General features: G+C 61.6%; 17 protein-coding genes and 3 tRNA genes. 4 read left to right on the top strand and 16 right to left on the bottom strand.

Features of this window, described 5'->3' with window-relative positions; all coding sequences use genetic code 11:
- From QQL85_RS04300 to gltX, 3 genes are all read right to left on the bottom strand, one after another.
- Positions 1-76: transfer RNA gene (locus tag QQL85_RS04300), tRNA-Glu, on the bottom strand.
- Between the two features lie 72 nt (positions 77-148).
- Positions 149-224, bottom strand: a tRNA-Ala gene (locus tag QQL85_RS04295).
- 236 nt (positions 225-460) lie between these two features.
- Complete coding sequence (gene gltX / locus QQL85_RS04290; protein WP_284355312.1) at positions 461-1,942, bottom strand: glutamate--tRNA ligase; 1,482 nt, start codon at positions 1,940-1,942, stop codon at positions 461-463.
- Positions 1,943-2,085: 143 nt separating this feature from the next.
- Here gltX and QQL85_RS04285 point away from each other — a divergent pair, with 143 nt between their 5' ends.
- Positions 2,086-3,141: an HlyD family secretion protein gene (locus QQL85_RS04285; protein ID WP_284355311.1), complete on the top strand. Its 1,056-nt coding sequence runs from the start codon at positions 2,086-2,088 to the stop codon at positions 3,139-3,141.
- Positions 3,142-3,190: 49 nt separating this feature from the next.
- Positions 3,191-4,681, top strand: coding sequence for an MDR family MFS transporter (locus QQL85_RS04280; protein WP_284355320.1), 1,491 nt, complete (start codon positions 3,191-3,193; stop codon positions 4,679-4,681).
- A 91-nt stretch (positions 4,682-4,772) separates the two neighbouring features.
- Here the strand turns inward: QQL85_RS04280 and uvrB are convergent, their stop codons facing one another.
- The gene (uvrB, locus tag QQL85_RS04275; RefSeq protein ID WP_284355310.1) at positions 4,773-6,788 is read right to left on the bottom strand and encodes an excinuclease ABC subunit UvrB; all 2,016 of its coding nucleotides are present in this window, start codon (positions 6,786-6,788) and stop codon (positions 4,773-4,775) included.
- A 287-nt stretch (positions 6,789-7,075) separates the two neighbouring features.
- On the opposite strand from uvrB, the gene QQL85_RS04270 reads away from it, so the two are divergent.
- On the top strand, positions 7,076-8,272 hold the full coding sequence (locus QQL85_RS04270) for an amino acid aminotransferase (RefSeq protein ID WP_284355309.1): 1,197 nt from the start codon (positions 7,076-7,078) through the stop codon (positions 8,270-8,272).
- A gap of 62 nt (positions 8,273-8,334) precedes the next feature.
- A tRNA-Asn gene (locus tag QQL85_RS04265) sits at positions 8,335-8,410 on the top strand.
- Positions 8,411-8,539: 129 nt separating this feature from the next.
- Here QQL85_RS04265 and QQL85_RS04260 read toward each other — a convergent pair.
- The 12 genes from QQL85_RS04260 to fabG all read right to left on the bottom strand — a co-directional run bounded on the left by QQL85_RS04260 (position 8,540) and on the right by fabG (position 18,952).
- Positions 8,540-9,100 carry a DUF1285 domain-containing protein gene (locus QQL85_RS04260; RefSeq protein WP_284355308.1) on the bottom strand — a complete coding sequence of 187 codons (561 nt, stop codon included), beginning with the start codon at positions 9,098-9,100 and terminating at the stop codon, positions 8,540-8,542.
- 10 nt (positions 9,101-9,110) lie between these two features.
- On the bottom strand, positions 9,111-9,716 hold the full coding sequence (locus tag QQL85_RS04255; protein ID WP_284355307.1) for a DUF4823 domain-containing protein: 606 nt from the start codon (positions 9,714-9,716) through the stop codon (positions 9,111-9,113).
- Between the two features lie 66 nt (positions 9,717-9,782).
- Entirely contained in the window at positions 9,783-10,751 is a 969-nt protein-coding gene (locus tag QQL85_RS04250; RefSeq protein ID WP_284355306.1) for a GTP 3',8-cyclase MoaA, read from the bottom strand.
- Between the two features lie 106 nt (positions 10,752-10,857).
- The gene (locus QQL85_RS04245; protein WP_003260720.1) at positions 10,858-11,493 is read right to left on the bottom strand and encodes a TetR/AcrR family transcriptional regulator; all 636 of its coding nucleotides are present in this window, start codon (positions 11,491-11,493) and stop codon (positions 10,858-10,860) included.
- A 383-nt stretch (positions 11,494-11,876) separates the two neighbouring features.
- On the bottom strand, positions 11,877-12,659 hold the full coding sequence (locus tag QQL85_RS04240) for a TatD family hydrolase (protein WP_086974359.1): 783 nt from the start codon (positions 12,657-12,659) through the stop codon (positions 11,877-11,879).
- 30 nt (positions 12,660-12,689) lie between these two features.
- A complete protein-coding gene (locus QQL85_RS04235; protein ID WP_284355305.1) occupies positions 12,690-13,676 on the bottom strand; it encodes a DNA polymerase III subunit delta' in 987 nt (328 codons plus the stop codon).
- Positions 13,669-14,301: a dTMP kinase gene (gene tmk / locus QQL85_RS04230; protein ID WP_284355304.1), complete on the bottom strand. Its 633-nt coding sequence runs from the start codon at positions 14,299-14,301 to the stop codon at positions 13,669-13,671. Before tmk ends, QQL85_RS04235 begins: the two co-directional genes overlap by 8 nt.
- A 9-nt stretch (positions 14,302-14,310) precedes the next feature.
- Positions 14,311-15,519: an endolytic transglycosylase MltG gene (gene mltG, locus QQL85_RS04225; protein WP_284355303.1), complete on the bottom strand. Its 1,209-nt coding sequence runs from the start codon at positions 15,517-15,519 to the stop codon at positions 14,311-14,313.
- A 4-nt stretch (positions 15,520-15,523) separates the two neighbouring features.
- A complete protein-coding gene (gene pabC / locus QQL85_RS04220; RefSeq protein ID WP_284355302.1) occupies positions 15,524-16,339 on the bottom strand; it encodes an aminodeoxychorismate lyase in 816 nt (271 codons plus the stop codon).
- Positions 16,339-17,583 carry a beta-ketoacyl-ACP synthase II gene (gene fabF, locus QQL85_RS04215; protein ID WP_012271164.1) on the bottom strand — a complete coding sequence of 415 codons (1,245 nt, stop codon included), beginning with the start codon at positions 17,581-17,583 and terminating at the stop codon, positions 16,339-16,341. Before fabF ends, pabC begins: the two co-directional genes overlap by 1 nt.
- Before the next feature lie 189 nt (positions 17,584-17,772).
- Positions 17,773-18,009, bottom strand: coding sequence for an acyl carrier protein (gene acpP, locus QQL85_RS04210; RefSeq protein WP_284355301.1), 237 nt, complete (start codon positions 18,007-18,009; stop codon positions 17,773-17,775).
- 202 nt (positions 18,010-18,211) lie between these two features.
- Complete coding sequence (gene fabG / locus QQL85_RS04205; protein WP_016715140.1) at positions 18,212-18,952, bottom strand: 3-oxoacyl-ACP reductase FabG; 741 nt, start codon at positions 18,950-18,952, stop codon at positions 18,212-18,214.

Here is an 18,952-nt window from a genome sequence, read left to right as displayed (position 1 = left end):
TGGCGTCCCCTAGGGGACTCGAACCCCTGTTACCGCCGTGAAAGGGCGGTGTCCTAGGCCACTAGACGAAGGGGACGAACCTTCTTACCTTCAAGACCCGGTTGCTGGACCCGGTCTTGCTTATCAGCCTTGGCTGGTAAGCGGAATTTGGTGGAGCTAAGCGGGATCGAACCGCTGACCTCCTGCATGCCATGCAGGCGCTCTCCCAGCTGAGCTATAGCCCCACAATGTCGCTTTGAACAGAATCGCTGGCTGGGTGGCTGGCGTTTCGTTTTCGTTCATCGCTGTGGACGGGGCGCATATTAAGATCGGATTGCGGGGCTGTCAAACGAAATTTCGAAAAAATTCAAAAGTTTTTTCACAGATAACAATCACTTACCGCCCTGCCCCAATTCTTCGGGCTTAGATGGAGCTGTGGGAGCGGGCTAGCCCGCTCCCACAGGTTAGGTGCAAAGCTGAATCAGGCGATGGAAGCCAGCAGCTTTTCCCACTCTTTGTTTTCTTTCTTCGACACACCACCCAGCAGGTCCAGGGCCTGGCGCAGGCGGTAGCGGGTCAGGTCGGGGCCGAGGATTTCCATGGCGTCCAGTACCGACACCGAGCTGGCCTGGCCCGTGATGGCAGCGAACATCAGCGGCATGGCGTCACGCAGCTTCAGCTCCAGCGCCTCGACCACGCCCTGGATGCAGCCGGTGATGCGCTCTTTCTCCCACTGGCGCAGGCTTTCGAGCTTCCACAGGATCAGCTGGATCACCTGACGCACCTGGTCGGCCGACAGTTTCTTGCTTTCGAACAGCTTGGCATCCAGCTTCAGCGCGCCTTCGAAGAAGAACCCGCCCAGCGGGGCAACTTGACTGAAGGTTTCCACACGGCCCTGCACATGCGGGGCGATCTTCATCATGTAGTCGCTGTTGAATGCCCACTTCTGCAGGCGTGCGGCGAACTCCTCGACCGGCAGCTCACGCAGCCACTGGCCGTTGAGCCAGGACAGTTTCTCGATGTCGAAGATCGGGCCACCCAGCGAAATACGCGACAGGTCGAAGTGCTCGACCATCTCGGCCAAGGAGAACTTCTCGCGCTCGTCCGGCATCGACCAGCCCATGCGGCCCAGGTAGTTGAGCATCGCCTCGGGCATGAAGCCCATGCGCTCGTAAAAGGTGACCGACGTCGGGTTCTTGCGCTTGGACAGCTTGGACTTGTCCGGGTTACGCAGCAGCGGCATGTAGCACAGCTTGGGCTGCTCCCAACCGAAGTATTCGTACAACTTGATCAACTTGGGCGCCGACGGTAGCCACTCTTCGCCACGCAACACATGGGTGATACCCATCAAATGGTCGTCGACCACGTTGGCAAGGAAGTACGTCGGCAGGCCGTCGTTCTTCATCAGCACCTGCATGTCCATGCGGTCCCACGGGATTTCGACATCGCCGCGCAGCATGTCCGGGACCACGCACATGCCTTCGCTCGGCACCTTCATGCGGATCACATGTGGCTCGCCAGCGTCCAGGCGGCGCTGCACTTCCTCGGCGCTCAGCAGCAGTGCGCGACCGTCGTAGCGCGGGGTTTCGCCACGGGCTTGCTGCTCGGCACGCATCTGATCCAGCTCTTCAGCGGTGCAGAAGCAGTAGAAGGCGTGGCCGGCGTCGACCAGTTCCTTGGCGTACTTGGCGTAGATCTCGCCACGCTCGCTCTGCCGGTATGGGCCGTGCGGGCCGCCGACGTCCGGGCCTTCGTTCCATTCGATGCCGAGCCAGCGCAGGGCGTCGAAGATCTGCTGTTCCGACTCGCGCGTGGAGCGCAGTTGGTCGGTGTCTTCGATGCGCAGGATGAACTCACCGCCGTGCTGCTTGGCAAAGCAGTAGTTGAACAGGGCGATGTAGGCAGTGCCGACATGGGGGTCGCCGGTAGGCGATGGCGCGATACGCGTGCGTACGGTGGTCATGGAAGGTCTCGAACGTAAGATGAAACAAAGGCGGGATGTTAGCAGGAGGCAGGCACCGGGCTCCAGCAATGGCGCGAACGTCACTTGTCGACAGGCCCTGTGCCGCTGTTAAATTTATTTACATTTCTGGAACGATAGTCCCCATGCCTGCCCAACTCAAACGCCGCTTGCTGGTCTTTTTCACCCTCGTGGCCCTCATCGCCCTCGCCTTCCTGGCCCATTGGTACTTCAAGGGCCGCTTCTACGAGAGCACCGACAACGCTTACGTTCAGGGCGAAATCACGCGTATCTCCAGCCAGTTAGGGGCACGCATCGACGCAGTTCCCGTCGATGACAACCAGCATGTCAACAAGGGCGACCTGCTGGTACGGCTGGAGACGGTCGACTTCGAACTGGCAATAGCGCGCGCCCGCGCAGCCCTGGCTACGCGTGAAGCCGAGTACGCACAGGCGCAAAGCCGCCTGACGCAACAGGGCAGCCTGATTGCCGCTGGCCAAGCCCAGGTGGCGGCCAACCAGGCCACGTTCGACCGCTCCCGGGTGGACCTGAGCCGTGCCGAAAAGCTGCGCAAGCCCGGTTTCATATCCGAAGAGCGGGTCACCACCCTGTCGGCGGACAGCCATGTCGCCGGCTCCCAGGTAGACAAAGCCCGTGCCGACCTGCAAAGCCAACGCCAGCAGGTCAACGCCCTGAACGCCGACCTCAAACGCCTCGATGCGCAAATCGCCAATGCCCGCGCCGACCTGGCCCAAGCCGAGCTGAACCTGACCCGTTGTGAAATCCGCGCGCCGATCAGCGGCACCATTGGCCAGCGCAATGCGCGCAATGGCCAGGTGGTGCAAGCCGGCGCCTACTTGCTGTCGATCGTGCCCGACGAAGACATCTGGGTGCAGGCCAACTTCAAGGAAACCCAGATCGGCCACATGCAGCCTGGCCAACGCGCCGAGTTGCTGTTCGACAGCTACCCCGATACACCGATCGAAGGCAGGGTCGACAGCCTGTTCGCCGCCTCGGGCGCTCAGTTCAGCCTGCTGCCACCCGACAACGCCACCGGCAACTTCACCAAGGTGGTGCAGCGCATCCCGGTAAAACTGACCTTCAGCGCCGATAACCCGCTGCACGGGCGTATCCGCCCCGGCATGTCGGTAACCGCCACCATCGACCTGCGCAGCGAAAACGAAGGCCACGATGGCCGGTGACCAACTGCTCCGCCCCACCGCGGAGCCAACCCGGCGCGACTGGATCGCGGTGATGAGCGTGATGCTCGGCGCCTTCATGGCGGTGCTGGACATCCAGATCACCAACTCCTCGTTGAAGGACATCCAGGGCGCACTGTCGGCGACGCTGGAAGAAGGCTCATGGATTTCCACCTCGTACCTGGTAGCGGAAATCATCATGATTCCGCTAACCGCCTGGCTGGTGCAGCTGTTGTCGGCGCGGCGCCTGGCGGTGTGGGTATCCGCAGGCTTCCTGCTGTCATCACTGCTGTGCTCGATGGCCTGGAACCTGGAGAGCATGATCCTGTTCCGTGCCCTGCAAGGCTTCACTGGCGGCGCGCTGATCCCGCTTGCCTTCACCCTCACCCTGATAAAACTACCCGAACACCACCGCGCCAAGGGCATGGCCATGTTCGCCATGACGGCCACCTTCGCCCCCTCCATCGGCCCCACGCTGGGCGGTTGGCTGACCGAGAACTGGGGGTGGGAATACATCTTCTATATCAACATTCCACCCGGCCTGGTGATGATCGCCGGCCTGCTGTACGGGCTGGAGAAGAAGGAAGCGCATTGGGAGCTGCTGAAAAGCACCGATTACGCCGGCATCATTACACTGGGCGTCGGATTGGGCTGCTTGCAAGTGTTCCTGGAAGAAGGCCACCGCAAGGACTGGCTGGAGTCGCACCTGATCGTCGGCCTCGGCAGCGTTGCCCTGGTCAGCCTGATCACCTTCGTCATCCTGCAGTTTTCCAAGCCACACCCACTGATCAACCTGCGCATCCTGGGCAACCGCAATTTCGGCCTGTCGAGCATCGCCAGCCTGGGTATGGGTGTAGGGCTGTACGGGTCGATCTACCTGTTGCCGCTCTACCTGGCGCAAGTGCAGGGCTACAACGCCCTGCAGATCGGCGAGGTGATCATGTGGATGGGCGTGCCGCAGCTGTTCCTGATTCCGCTGGTGCCACAGCTGATGAAAGTGGTGTCGCCCAAACTGCTTTGCGCCCTGGGGTTCTGCCTGTTCGGCGCCGCCAGTTTCGGCTCAGGGGTGCTCAATCCGGACTTCGCCGGGCCGCAGTTCAACCATATCCAGATCATCCGCGCCCTTGGCCAGCCGATGATCATGGTGACCATCTCGCTGATCGCCACAGCGTACATCCAGCAGCAGGATGCGGGGTCGGCGTCGAGCCTGTTCAACATCTTGCGTAACCTGGGCGGTGCGATCGGGATTGCCTTACTGGCCACGTTGCTGGATGCGCGGACCAAGGTGTATTTCGATTACCTGCGTGAATCCGTGGTGCCGAGCAACCCGCAAGTGGCGGAGCGACTGGCGCAGCTGGCTGAACGGCTGGGCAGTGACAATGCGGCGCTAGGCAAATTGAGCGAGATCACCCACCAGCAAGCGTTGATCATGGCTTACAACGATGCGTTCCACTTCGTTGGGATTGGGTTGGCGGTGAGTATGGTGGCAGTGTTGTTGACCCGGAAATTGCCTCAGGGGCTGAAGGCCGGGGAGGCCCATTGAGGCTATTTTCAGTTTGTATACGGTCTCTGTGGGAGCGCCAGCTTTCAGATTTTGTGCAAGACAGTTGCTCCCACAAGGCCCGCGTCAGGCTTCAGCTGGTAATCAACCGCTCGCGCAGCTGGGTTATCTCGTCACGCAGCTGCGCCGCTGCCTCGAACTCCAGGTCGCGGGCGAACTGCATCATCTTCTCTTCCAGCTGCTTGATGCGCTTGGTGATCTCGCCCGGCGTGCGCAGTTCCGCCTCGTAACGGGCGCTCTCCTCTGCCGCCTTGGCCATGCCCTTGCGCTTCTTGCTGCGCGCACCAGGCACGGTGGCGCCTTCCATGATGTCGGTGATGTCCTTGACCACGCCCTTGGGCACGATGCCGTTGGCTTCGTTGAACGCGATCTGCTTCTCGCGGCGGCGCTCGGTTTCGTCGATCGCCCGCTGCATCGAACCCGTCACATTGTCGGCATACAGGATGGCCCGGCCATTCAGGTTACGTGCGGCACGGCCGATGGTCTGGATCAGCGAGCGCTCGGAACGCAAGAAGCCTTCCTTGTCGGCATCGAGGATCGCCACCAGCGACACCTCCGGCATGTCCAGGCCCTCACGCAGCAGGTTGATGCCCACCAGCACATCGAAAGTACCCAGCCGCAAGTCACGGATGATCTCCACCCGTTCCACGGTGTCGATGTCCGAGTGCAGGTAGCGCACCCGCACATCGTGGTCGGCCAGGTAGTCGCTGAGGTCCTCGGCCATACGCTTGGTCAGCGTGGTCGCCAGTACACGCTCACCTGCCGCGACACGCTTGCGGATCTCCGATAGCAAATCATCAACCTGAGTCAGCGCGGGGCGAATCTCGACCTGAGGGTCGACCAGGCCGGTCGGCCGCACCACCTGTTCCACCACACGCCCGGCGTGCTCGGCCTCGTAAGGGCCCGGGGTAGCAGACACGAAGATGGTCTGCGGGCTGACATCCTCCCACTCATCGAAGCGCATGGGCCGGTTGTCCAGCGCCGAGGGCATGCGGAAGCCGTATTCGACCAGGGTTTCCTTGCGCGAGCGGTCGCCTTTGTACATGGCACCGACCTGCGGAACGCTGACGTGGGACTCATCGATCACCAGCAACGCGTCCGCTGGCAGGTAGTCGTACAGGGTGGGCGGCGGCGCGCCCGCCGGGCGACCGGACAGGTAGCGCGAGTAGTTCTCGATGCCGTTGCAGTAACCCAGTTCCAGGATCATCTCCAGGTCGAAGCGGGTGCGCTGCTCCAGGCGCTGTGCCTCCACCAGCTTGTTGGCCTTGTGCAGGTACTCCAGGCGCTCCTTGAGTTCTTCCTTGATGCCCTCCACCGCCTCCAGCAAGGTTTCCCGCGGGGTGACGTAGTGGCTCTTGGGGTAAAAGGTGAAGCGCGGCAGCTTGCGGAAGACCTCGCCGGTGAGCGGGTCGAACGCGGCGATGTTCTCCACCTCGTCATCGAACAGTTCGATGCGGATGGCTTCAAGGTCCGATTCGGCCGGGAAGATGTCGATTACATCGCCGCGCACGCGGAAGGTGGCGCGGGCGAAGTCCATTTCGTTGCGGGTGTATTGCAGGTCGGCAAGGCGGCGCAGCAGTGCGCGCTGGTCGAGCTTGTCGCCACGGTCCACATGCAGGACCATTTTCAGGTAAGACTCGGGGCTGCCCAGGCCATAGATACACGACACGGTGGTGACGATGATCGCATCGCGCCGCTCCAGCAGCGCCTTGGTCGCCGACAGGCGCATCTGCTCGATGTGATCGTTGATCGAGGCGTCTTTCTCGATGAAGGTGTCCGACGACGGCACATAGGCCTCGGGCTGGTAGTAGTCGTAGTAGGAAACGAAATACTCCACCGCATTATTGGGGAAGAACGCCTTGAACTCGCCGTACAACTGCGCGGCCAGGGTCTTGTTCGGTGCCAGCACCAGCGTTGGCCGCTGCACCTGCGCGATGACATTGGCGATGCTGAAGGTCTTGCCCGAACCGGTCACGCCGAGCAGCGTCTGGTGCGACAGCCCAGCCTCGATGCCTTCGACCATCTGGCGAATGGCCTCAGGCTGGTCGCCGGCCGGCTGAAAACGGGTGACGAGCTGGAACTCGGACATGACGGACCTCGCGGCGCTGCAGTAACTGTAAATTTAGCCAGTAGTCTATACCCAAATGCGCCCACCCGGGGGCGCTTTCAAGGTGGAGCTGTGAACGCGTGTAACGGTGGACCCGGCAATTAGACCAATGGTCGAAAAATATTTGCGCAAATAGCTGGAAAAGCTGTGCCAGAGTGTCGCAGTGACCGGGCGGTATCACTATACTGACTCCCCGTTTGTGCACCGCTTCAGTGCATTCGGCTGGAGCGTGTACGTCCTATCACTCTCCAATCAGAGCCAAGGTAACAATGAGCCTGTTTTCCGCTGTCGAGCTGGCACCCCGCGACCCTATTCTGGGCCTCAACGAAGCATTCAACGCCGACCCACGTACCGACAAGGTCAATTTGGGCGTGGGCGTGTACTGCAATGAGGAAGGCCGCATTCCGCTGCTGCGCGCCGTGATCGAAGCCGAGACCCAGCGTGCCGCCCAGCACGCCTCGCGCGGCTACCTGCCGATCGACGGTATCGCCACCTACGACCAGGCTGTGCAAAAACTGATTTTCGGCGCCGAGTCGCCACTGCTGGCCGCCGGCCGCGTGGTAACCGTGCAGGCCGTCGGCGGTACCGGTGCACTGAAGATCGGTGCCGACTTCCTCAAGCGCCTGTCGCCGAACGCCGTGGTTGCCATCAGCGACCCGAGCTGGGAAAACCACCGTGCGCTGTTCGAATCGGCCGGTTTCCCGGTGCAGACCTACCGCTACTACGACGCGCCGACCAACGACGTCAACCGCGCCGGCATGCTGGAAGACCTGAACAACCTGCCGTCCGGCTCGATCGTGGTGCTGCACGCCTGCTGCCACAACCCAACCGGCGTCGACCTGACCCTGGACGACTGGAAAAACGTCCTGGAAGTGGTCAAGGCCAAGGGGCATGTGCCGTTCCTCGACATGGCCTACCAGGGCTTTGGTGACGGCATCGCCGAAGACGCCTTCGCCGTGCGCCTGTTCGCCGAGTCGGGCCTGGAGTTCTTCGTTTCCAGCTCGTTCTCCAAGTCGTTCTCGCTGTACGGCGAGCGCGTCGGTGCACTGTCGGTCGTCACCGCGTCCAAGGACGAAAGCACCCGCGTGCTGTCGCAGGTCAAGCGCGTGATCCGCACTACCTACTCCAACCCGCCAACCCACGGCGCCACCATCGTTGCCACCGTGCTGAACAGCGCCGAACTGCGCAACATGTGGGAAACCGAACTGGCCGAAATGCGCGAGCGCATTCACGGCATGCGCAAGCAGATGGTTTCGCTGCTGGCCGAATACGGCGCCAACCGCGACTTCAGCTTTGTTGGCCGTCAGGTTGGCATGTTCTCCTACTCGGGCCTGACCGTTGAACAGGTTGCCCGCCTGAAGAACGACTTTGGCATCTACGCCCTGGACACCGGCCGCATCGCCGTGGCTGCGCTGAACCAGAGCAACATTCATGTGGTCACCAAGGCCATCGTGGAAGTGCTGTAACTCATTGTTTTGCCTAGAGGTGGCTTGACTTCCTCTAGGCATTCAGTAAGATACGCGCAGATTCCGCGATAGCTCAGTCGGTAGAGCAAATGACTGTTAATCATTGGGTCCCTGGTTCGAGTCCAGGTCGCGGAGCCAAATACTGAAAAAGCCCCCAGTTGCGCAAGCAACCGGGGGCTTTTTCGTTGTTCGTCGGGAGTATTCCACTGCCGGGTAGATCGAGCAGCACAAAACTCAAGACATGAACCCGCCAGCCCGAACGGCGTCTCAGCTACTGCGCCCAATCGGGTAAAACTCACCCTTGCTCCATACGCCGAGCCACTCCTCCCCTTCGATTTCACATGGCACCGCCAGCTCTACCAGCTGATAGAACACATTGCGATGAATCAGCGCCTCAAGGTTGTTGCGCATCAGCACATAGGGAGACGGCTCCTGCGTCACCGGGTCGATCACCACACGCAGGGGGTTATCCGGCCCGGCATCCACCTGATCCTCGACATTGCTGGTAAAGCGCAGCACCTGCTGCTCGCCCGCCCCCAGCACCTCCAGCGCCACTGCCAGAAATGGCGCGTCATCGACGCGGATACCAACCTTTTCTACCGGAGTAACGAGGAAGTAATCATCGCCATCGCGGCGAATGATGCTGGAGAACAGCCGCACCATCGGCTTTCGCCCAATCGGCGTACCCAGGTAGTACCAGGTGCCATCGCGAGCGATCCTCATGTCGATGTCACCACAAAAATCGGGGTTCCACAGGTGCACCGGCGGCAGGCCTTTGGCCTTGGGGATTTGTGCCAGAAGATCATTGGCCTTGCCGGAATCGCTCATCACGCCTGCCTCATTCACTCATGCCCAGAAGGCTACGAGCGTACTCGCGCATGGGCGCGCCAAGCAAATCCTCGGGTGTATTGTCGTGGAACGTCAACAAACCGCCACGGCTTTTGATGCGTGCGATGTCGATCAGATAGCGAGTGTTGGTTTCAATCAACATCATCTGCACTACGCCACTGTCCCAACCCAAGCGATCAACGGCTTGTTCGTCATACCATTCGTCGCCATTACCGATACGGTCGTCTGTACGGGCGAAGCGGGTGTACAACACATAGTCAGCACCTACCGAACGCGCCTGGGCAACGGCCTCCTCCAGGCCCAACGGGCCTTGGGCGCGACGCACCAGCGGGAAGTACTCGACAAAGCTCTTGAAAGCCTCTTCGGCCACTGCGTTCTGCTGCGGCACTGGCCCCTTGCCTGGCGGCACGAACGCCCCTTGGCCGATGAAGATGAACGAGTCAGGCTGCAGGCGGATGGACAGGGTCCGGCGGGTATCGCTGTGATCCAGCAGACCGGCGTCGCTCATGTGATAGCGGACGCCCTCGCCCATATCGCTGACATTCATGCAGCCGCCCAGCGCCATCAGCGCCAGCAGCAAGACCAGGCTACGCATCTTTCCTCCAATGGCCGGTGACGAAAAACCGGCGAATAGCCGGCGGATGCAGCTTTTGCGCCAGCTTCAGCCGCCGATCACCTTCATCACCATCACATCCCCGGAAAACGCCAGGTCCTGCTTGTCAGCCAACGCCTTGACCAGCAGCCGCTGCAGGGCCGGCAAGGCCTGATGGCGAGGCGCTTCCAGCAGGTCGCCGACATAGTGACGATTGCTCGACGACAGACAGCCATGCAGCCACCCTGTGGAGGACAGCCGCAGCCGCGAACAGGTACGGCAAAACGGGACGCTTTCGTTGGCGATCACGCCAAAGTGGCCAATGCCCGGGATTTGATACCGCAAGGCAGTGGCATCCTGCGGCGCATCGACCTGAAGGTAAGCATGCCTGCTGCCGATCAACATGAGCAGTTGGTCGAGGCCGACGAACTGATGCAGGAAGGTGTTGTGGTCACGGGCAAGGTGGCCCATGCGCATGAGCTCGATGAAACGTAACTCGTAACCACGCGCAAGGCAGTAATCCAGCAGCGGTAATACCTGGTCGAGGTTCTGCCCGCGCATCGGCACCATGTTCACCTTGATGCGCATCCCCAGCGCACTCGCCTGCTCCATGCCTGCCAGCACGCTGGCCAGGTCACCGCCTCGGGCAATGCGGCGAAAGGCCTGGGGGTCGAGCGTGTCGAGGGAAACATTCAGCCGGCGGACACCAGCCGCCTGCAACTGAGGCAACTTGCGCCGCAGTAGCTGACCATTGGTGGTCAGAGAGATTTCGTCAAGGTCGAGCTTGGCCACTGCGGCCAGGAAGGCATCCAGGCGCGGGCTGACCAGCGGTTCACCGCCCGTGATGCGCAGCCGCCCGATACCGGCCGCTTCAATCAGGTAGGCCACGCCGCGGGCAAGGGCATCTGCCGACAATTCGTCCTGCGCCGCCACCAGACGCTTGCCGTCCGGTACGCAGTAGGTGCAGGCGTAATTGCAGGCAGCCGTCAGGCTGACGCGCAGGTTGCGAAAACGCCTGCCTTGACGATCGACAATCATGAATGACTCCGGCATGGATGATGAGGGCTGGCAAAACCTGACTCATAAATCAGGTTTTTGCAAGCCCCCACTCCATACGGGCGTCAGTTGCAAGCAAAGGCGTGCTTCAGTTCGAGGGTTCCGGGTCGCGCTTGCGCTTGTTGCCCATGCGCACGCCAATGTCCATCAGGAACTGGAAGAAACCCTCCTGGTCCTCCAGCACATTGCTCCAGAACGGCGAGTGGTACAGCGCTACGGCGCCATGCACCAATGCCCAAGCGGCGCAGTAGTGGAAATAGGGCGGCACGTCTTCAAGCTTGCCTTCGCTGATGCGGCCCTTGATCAGCTGAGTCAGGCGATCGAAGTTGGACGCACGGATGCTGTGCAACTGCTCGACCATTTCCGGCACCTGGTTGCCCTTGACCACCTTTTCCTCCAGGCGGTCGAACAGCCGGTAACGTTGTGGGTCGCGCATGCGGAACTCGAAGTAGGCGCGCGAAAGTGCTTCCTTGTCGCGATCGACGTCGGCCGAGTGCAACAGCGCGTTCAAGTCGCGCTCGTAGTCGAGCATCAGGCGCAGATAGATCTCTGCCTTGGACTTGAAATGCTTGTAGATCGTGCCTTTGCCGATGCCCACGGCGTCGGCGATCATCTCGACGGTGACGCTGTCTTCACCCTGTTCGAGAAACAGCTTGAGCGCGGTGTCGAGGATTTCCTGTTCGCGACGGCGAAACTCACGGACCTTACGAGGTTCTTTCTGCATGGGAAGGACTGGATGACAATCGAAGCGGTTTATTATGCCTAACTTGCGGGAAATTGCACGGATCATCCAAGCATGTCTGTGTTTCACGATGCATATGGCCATGCGCTGCGGGAGGAATGAAACCTCGGCGTATTCCAAATCTGTTTAAAAAACGACCAATATGCACTGGCACTGCGCCAAACCTGACCAATACTTGAAGTGTTGGCGCGACGCATCCCCCCCAAGTGTCGCGCCGATAAAGGTGCTCAGGGACCGCGTACCTTTGTTTTACTCCTAATGGTCTTAACCCGGATTCCCCCCCCAGAACCCGGGTTTTTTTTGTGTGCTTCCAGGGGGCTGATGGGGCGGATGGGGCCGGGACAGGATTGCTGCCCCCCAAAAAATCAGGCTACTCGCGCCAACGGGAACAACCGCTTGAAGTTGGCAGTGGTCTGCTCGGCCAACTGCTCGTAACTGGCCCCCCGCAACGACGCCACATACTCCGCCACTTCCCGCACATACTGCGGCAAGTTCGGCTTGCCGCGATGCGGAATCGGTGCCAGGTACGGCGAATCGGTCTCCACCAGCAGCCGATCGACCGGCACCTGCCGGGCCACTTCGCGCAGGGCATCGGCATTGCGGAAGGTAACGATGCCAGATAGCGAAATGTAATAGCCCAGGTCCAGCGCCGCCTTGGCCATGTCCCAGTCCTCGGTAAAGCAGTGCAGCACGCCAGCCTGGGGCAAGTTGGCCTCGCGCAGCAGCGCCAGGGTATCGGCGCGCGCCGCTCGCGTATGCACGATCACCGGCTTGCCCGTTTGCCGCGAGGCCTCCAGGTGCAAGCGGAACGAGGCCTGCTGAAGCTCGGCCGCCTCCGGCTCGTAGTGGTAATCCAGGCCGGTTTCGCCTATCGCCACCACATGAGGATGGGCCAGTTCACGCAATAGCCACTCCAACGCGGGTGTCTCACCCGGGGCCAGGTCCAGCGGGTGTACACCCACCGAGCAGTCGACGTCAGCGTACTGCTCGCTCAAGGCTTTAACCGCTCCGGCGTTTTCGGCACTGACGCCAATGCACAGGAAATGCCCGACCCCGCGCTCACGCGCCGCCTGCAGGGCAGCATCGAGGGAGCCCTGGTGGGCGCTCAGGTCAAGACGGTCGAGGTGGCAATGGGAATCTACGAGCATGGGATAACGGCACACATGAAAAATGGGAAGTCAGCGGGCGCCCGGCAGTTGCAGCCAATGGGCCAGCAGCGATTCTAGCAACAGAGCACGGTTCAGGTTGGCCTTGCCCAGCACCTTCTGGCGCTGCTCGAGGATCCACGCCTGCACCTCCAGCACCTTGGCCTGGCGGCTTTTCTGCGCAAGGTATTGCACTACCTTGCGCATATCGGCCAAACCCAACCCTTCCTCGTCCTGGGTCAATTGATAGCGCAGAATCAGGTGAGCCCAGTCGCAGAACCAGTCGAACAGCAACAACAAAGGTACGCCATTCCATGCATCGGCCAACTGGCTGGGTGATTGCTGCTGCTTGAGCAGCTTCTTGACCCCGTCGGTGACCAACGCACGCTGCTCACGCACGCCTTGCGCCTGCAGGCTGACCGCCATCAATGGCGAACCGGCAGCAAGGGTAAGCAATTCATCACGCTCGGCCTCATCGCTGTCAGGCAGCGCACCAGCCAGCCAGGCCTGGCTCTGGGCCGGACTGGGCTGCGGACAGACAACCTGCTGGCAGCGGCTCTTGATGGTCGGCAACAAGCGGCTGGGCTGGTGTGTGACCAGTAGCAAGACTGTATCGCCAGAAGGCTCTTCAAGGCTTTTGAGCAGTGCGTTGGAGGCATTGACGTTCATTGCCTCCACCGGCTCGATCAGCACCACCTTGCGCCCACCCAGCTGCGCGGTCTGCACCACGAAAGCTACCAGTTCACGTACCTGGTCGACCTTGATCGGCTTGTCGGCCTCTTCTGGTTCGAGCACAAAGTTGTCCGGGTGGCTACCCGCCTTGAGCAACAGGCAGGATTTGCAACCACCACAGGCGTCCAGGCCTTGGGGCTGCTGGCACAGCAGGCGAGCCATCAGACGCTCGGCCAAGGCTCGCTTGCCGATGCCCTGCGGCCCGTGCAACAGGTAGGCATGGGCGTGCTGGCTGCGGCCGGCCAACTGCTGCCAGATAGCCTGCTGCCAAGGGTAGGCCTCAGCCACGGCACCGCTCCACGATACCAGGCAGCAGCGCGTCAATGGCGCGCTGCACAGCCTCCAGGGATTGCGCCGCGTCAAGCAGGCTGTAGCGATTCGGCTCGCGCCCGGCACGCTGCAGGTACGCCTGACGAACGGCTTCGAAGAAGGCCTGGCCTTCCTGCTCGAAACGGTCGAGGCGACCGCGGGCGGCGGCGCGGGCAAGGCCTACTTCGACTGGCAGGTCGAACACAAGGGTCAGGTCCGGGCGCAGGTCGCCCTGGACAAATTGCTCCAGGGTAGCGATGCGCTCGACAGACAAACCACGGCCGCCACCTTGGTAGGCATAGGTGGCGTCCGTGAAGCGATCACACAACACGACGGCCCCACGGGCCAATGCCGGACGAATGACCTGCGCCAGGTGCTGGGCGCGCGCAGCGAATACCAGCAGCAGTTCGGTGTCGGCTGCCATGCGTTCATCGCTGGGTGCAAGCAGCAGTTCGCGCACCTTCTCGGCCAGCGGTGTACCACCCGGTTCGCGGGTCAATACCACATCCAGGCCCTGCTCGCGCAGGCGTGCAGCCAGGTAGTCGCGGTTGGTGCTCTTGCCCGCGCCTTCGGGGCCTTCCAAAGTAATAAACAAGCCGCTCACAGGCAGTCCTTAATGTTGTTCGTCAGGCGCCGGCCGCTCGGCCGCTTGCGCGCCGCCGGCAGGGGCGTCCTGTACAGGTGGCTCATCGGGTGCTGGCTGCGCAGTTGGCCCATCTACCGCTGGCGCCGCTTGCTCAGGCGCGTCGTCGACGCTCGGCGGCGGCTCGTCCGGCTGTGCCTCTTGCTGCGGCGCAGGGCTGGAGCGGTAGTCCGCCCGGCGCTTGAGCTGGAACTCGCGTACCGCCGTGTTGTGGTCGTCAAGGTCATCGGAAAACACATGACTGCCATCGCCACGCGCGACGAAGTACAGGCTGCTGCCATCGGACGGGTTGAGCGCCGCGTGAATCGCCTCGCGACCGACCATGGCGATCGGGGTCGGCGGCAAGCCGGTCATGGTGTAGGTGTTGTAAGGCGTAGGTTCGCGCAGGTCGGCGCGGGTAATCTTGCCGTTGTAACGCTCCCCCATGCCGTAGATCACCGTCGGGTCAGTCTGCAGCATCATGCCCAGACGCATGCGCCGCACGAACACGCCTGCAATCTGCCCGCGCTCTTGCGGTATGCCAGTTTCCTTTTCCACCAGCGAGGCCATGATCAACGCTTGGTACGGATCGCGGTACGGCAGGTCGGTGGTGCGCTCCGCCCATTCCTTGGCCAGCACTTCGTCCAGGCGCATGTAGGCCTGCTGAAGCAACTCGACATCGCTCATGCCACGCACAAAACGGTAGGTGTCCGGGAAGAAGCGCCCTTCGGGAAACACACCGGTATGGCCGAGCTTGTCCATGACTTCGGCGTCCGACAGGCCGTCCAGGGTGTGCTTGATCTTTTCATGCCTGGCCACGGCCGACCGTACCTGACGGAACGTCCAACCTTCGACCAGAGTGAGGTTGTACTGCACCACGTCGGCACGGCGCCAGGCGTCGAACAGCTGCTCGACGGTCATGCCGGGTGTGAGTCGGTACTCACCGGTGTGCAGGGCGGTACCGGCCATATTGAAGCGCCAGTACACGCGCAACCAGACGGCGTCGTCGAGCAACCCTTCGCTCTGCATGCGATAGAACATGCGGTTTGGGGTGGTGCCATTGGGCACATCGAGCAGGCGTTCCTGCGTGACATGCAAGGGCTGCTCCAGGACCGAGTTGACCTTCCAGGCCGACCAGCCAAGCGCCAGGCCGGCAAGGATCAAGCCCATTTCCAGCAGCAGCAGGAATTTACGTCTCACGAATTCAGGTTTCCAGTAACGTACGGGCAACGGCCTGCAGTTTACGGGTGAGCGGGCCCGGCGACCAGTTTAGCGCGGCTACGCCACGCACGGGCCAAATGCCGTAAACGCTATTGCAGACAAATACTTCATCTGCCTGCTCCAGCGCCTCGAACGGCAGGTCACAGACCTGCACCGGGATACCCAGCACTACGGCCTGCTCCAGCAACGCAGCGCGCATCACCCCAGCCACACCACAGCGGTTGAGGTCGGCGGTAAGCAGCACGCCATCGCGCACCAGGAACAGATTGCTGTATACCCCTTCGATTACCCTACCCTGCCCGTCACGCATCAGGCCTTCGGCGTGTTCGCTGTCCTGCCATTCGGCACGGGCCAGCACCTGCTCCAGGCGGTTGAGGTGTTTGAGCCCGGCCAGCAGCGGTTGTTCCCCAAGCCGGGTCTGGCAAGGGTACAAACGCACACCGTGCTCGGCATGTTCGACAGGATAGCTGGGTAACGGACTGCCCTGCAGGATGCGCCTTGGCGCTGCACCGGCTACCTGCGCATAGCCACGCTGGCTGTCGCCACGCGTGAGGATAAGTTTGGCTACGCCCTCACCGAGCTGGCTGGCATAGCGAAGCAGTTCGTCGCGCACCAGCGCCATGTCGGCGCTGATCGCCAGGCGCTGGCAGCCCAGCGCCAGGCGTGCGAGGTGGCCGTCCAGCAAGCTGGGGCGACCGCCGCGCACGGCAATGGTCTCGAACAGGCCATCGCCGTAGGCCAGACCACGGTTCTGCAGGTTGAGTGCAGTCGCCGGCTGGCCATCGATCCAGCTGTGCATCAACCGGCGAACCGGCGGAACACCAGAGAGCCGTTGGTGCCGCCAAAGCCGAACGAGTTGGACAACACCACATCGATCGGCATGCTGCGCGCCTGGTGCGGCACGAAGTCGAGGTCGCAGCCTTCGTCCGGCTCGTCCAGGTTGATGGTCGGTGGCGCCATCTGGCTGTTGATCGCCAGCACGCTGAAAATCGCTTCCACCGCACCGGCGGCGCCCAGCAGGTGACCGGTCATCGACTTGGTCGAGCTGACCGCCAGCTTGTAGGCATGCTCGCCGAATACGCGCTTGATCGCAGCCACTTCAGCCACATCGCCCGCCGGGGTCGACGTGCCGTGGGCGTTGATGTAGCTGACCTCTTCCGGCTGGATGCCAGCATCGCGCAGGGCGTTGGCCATGCAGCGGGCTGCGCCCTCGCCAGTGTCGGGCGGCGAAGTCATGTGGTAAGCGTCACCGCTCATGCCAAAGCCAACCAGCTCGGCATAGATGGTCGCACCACGCGCCTTGGCGTGCTCCAGCTCTTCGAGCACCAAGGCACCGGCACCGTCGGACAACACGAAGCCGTCACGGCCTTTGTCCCACGGACGACTGGCCCGGCTTGGCTCATCGTTGCGGGTGGACAGCGCGCGCGAAGCACCGAAACCGCCCATGCCCAGGCCGCAAGCGGCCATTTCGGCACCACCTGCAATCATCACATCAGCTTCACCGTAAGCGATATTGCGTGCGGCCATGCCGATGCAATGGGTGCCAGTGGTGCAAGCTGTGGCGATGGCATAGTTCGGCCCTTGCAGGCCCAGGTGGATCGACAGGAACCCGGAGATCATGTTGATGATCGAGCCCGGCACGAAGAACGGCGAAATACGGCGCGGCCCCGAATCGTGCAAGGTGCGGCTGGTTTCTTCGATGTTGGTCAGGCCGCCGATACCCGAACCCATGGCCACGCCAATGCGCTCGCGGTTGGCGTCCGTCACCTCCAGGCCAGCATTACGCACCGCCTGGAAACCGGCCGCCAGGCCGTACTGGATGAACAGATCGAGCTTACGGGCCTCTTTGGCCGACAGGTATTGCTCAACCTCGAAGCCTTTCACCGAGCCGCCAAAACGGGTGGAGTAGGCAGACAGGTCCGTGTGTTCGATCGGACCAATGCCACTGCGGCCAGCCAGAATGCCCTGCCAGGTGCTCGGTACATCGGTACCCAGTGGCGACAGCATACCCATACCGGTGACCACGACGCGTCTACGCGACACAGTACTCTCCTTTTCTAATAACAGAGTCTCTTGGCATTGCATTCATACGATGGAATGAAATGACAACAGGCTCTCGGTGCGCGGTGAACAAAGCAGGCCCGCCGGAATGCAGGGCGCTCGCAAAGAAAAAACCGCACGCCGGCGAAGGCAGTGCGGTTTTCCCCGACAAGAAGCGTCGACTAAAACGTCTTAGGCCTGGTGGTTTTTGACGTAGTCTACGGCAGCTTGAACGGTAGTGATCTTCTCGGCTTCTTCGTCAGGGATTTCGGTCTCGAATTCCTCTTCCAGAGCCATCACCAGCTCAACGGTGTCAAGCGAATCGGCACCCAGGTCATCAACGAAGGACTTCTCGAGAGTCACTTCTTCTTCCTTGACGCCCAGTTGCTCGGCGACGATTTTCTTGACGCGTTCTTCGATGTTGCTCATACCTAGGTTTACTCCTAATGGATATATGTCAGGCAGCTGGCCGGTGGCTAATTTTATAGAAAGACGTTCGCTTTTCAAGCGAAACGCGCTTTCACGCCAGTCACCCCACCCGCTGCCTGGAATCTGGTTGCAGCTTTATAACGGATTTTAGGCTCGCAGTATGACTCTTTTTTTACGAAATCCGTCACATTGAGTTGCAGTGTTACATGTACATCCCGCCGTTGACCGGCACGGTAGCACCGGTCACATAGCCAGCGCCGTCGGATGCCAGGAACGAAACCACCTTGGCGATTTCGTCGGCCTGACCCAGGCGGCCCAGCGGAATCTGGGTCTGCAGGGCTTCGCGCTGCGCTTCTGGCAGCTCGCGGGTCATGTCGGTGTCGATGAAGCCCGGGGTCACGGAGTTGACGGTGATGCCACGCGAACCCACTTCACGCGCCAGAGCGCGACTGAAGCCTTCCAGGCCGGCCTTGGCGGCCGCGTAGTTGGCCTGGCCAGCGTTACCCATGGCACCGACGACCGAGCCGATGCTGATGATACGGCCCCAGCGCGCCTTGGTCATGCCACGCAGCACGCCCTTGGACAGACGGTAGAGGCTGTTCAGGTTGGTGTCGATCACGTCGAACCACTCGTCATCCTTCATGCGCAGCATGAGGTTGTCACGGGTGATGCCGGCGTTGTTGACCAGGATGGCCGGTGCACCGAACTGTTCGCCGATGGCGGCCAGTACAGCTTCAACGGACTCGGCGCTGGTGACGTTCAGCTCCATGCCGGTGCCGGTGATGCCGTGCTCTTTCAGGGTGGCAGCGATGCGCTCGGCGCCGGATGCCGAAGTGGCGGTGCCGATCACGGTCGCGCCCTGGCGGCCCAGCTCAAGGGCGATGGCCTGGCCAATGCCACGGCTGGCGCCGGTGACCAGTGCAACTTTACCTTGCAGGCTCAT

Source organism: Pseudomonas putida, from assembly GCF_030159595.1.
Lineage (GTDB): Bacteria > Pseudomonadota > Gammaproteobacteria > Pseudomonadales > Pseudomonadaceae > Aquipseudomonas > Aquipseudomonas putida_AC.
This window is presented reverse-complemented; position numbering and strand designations above follow the sequence as displayed.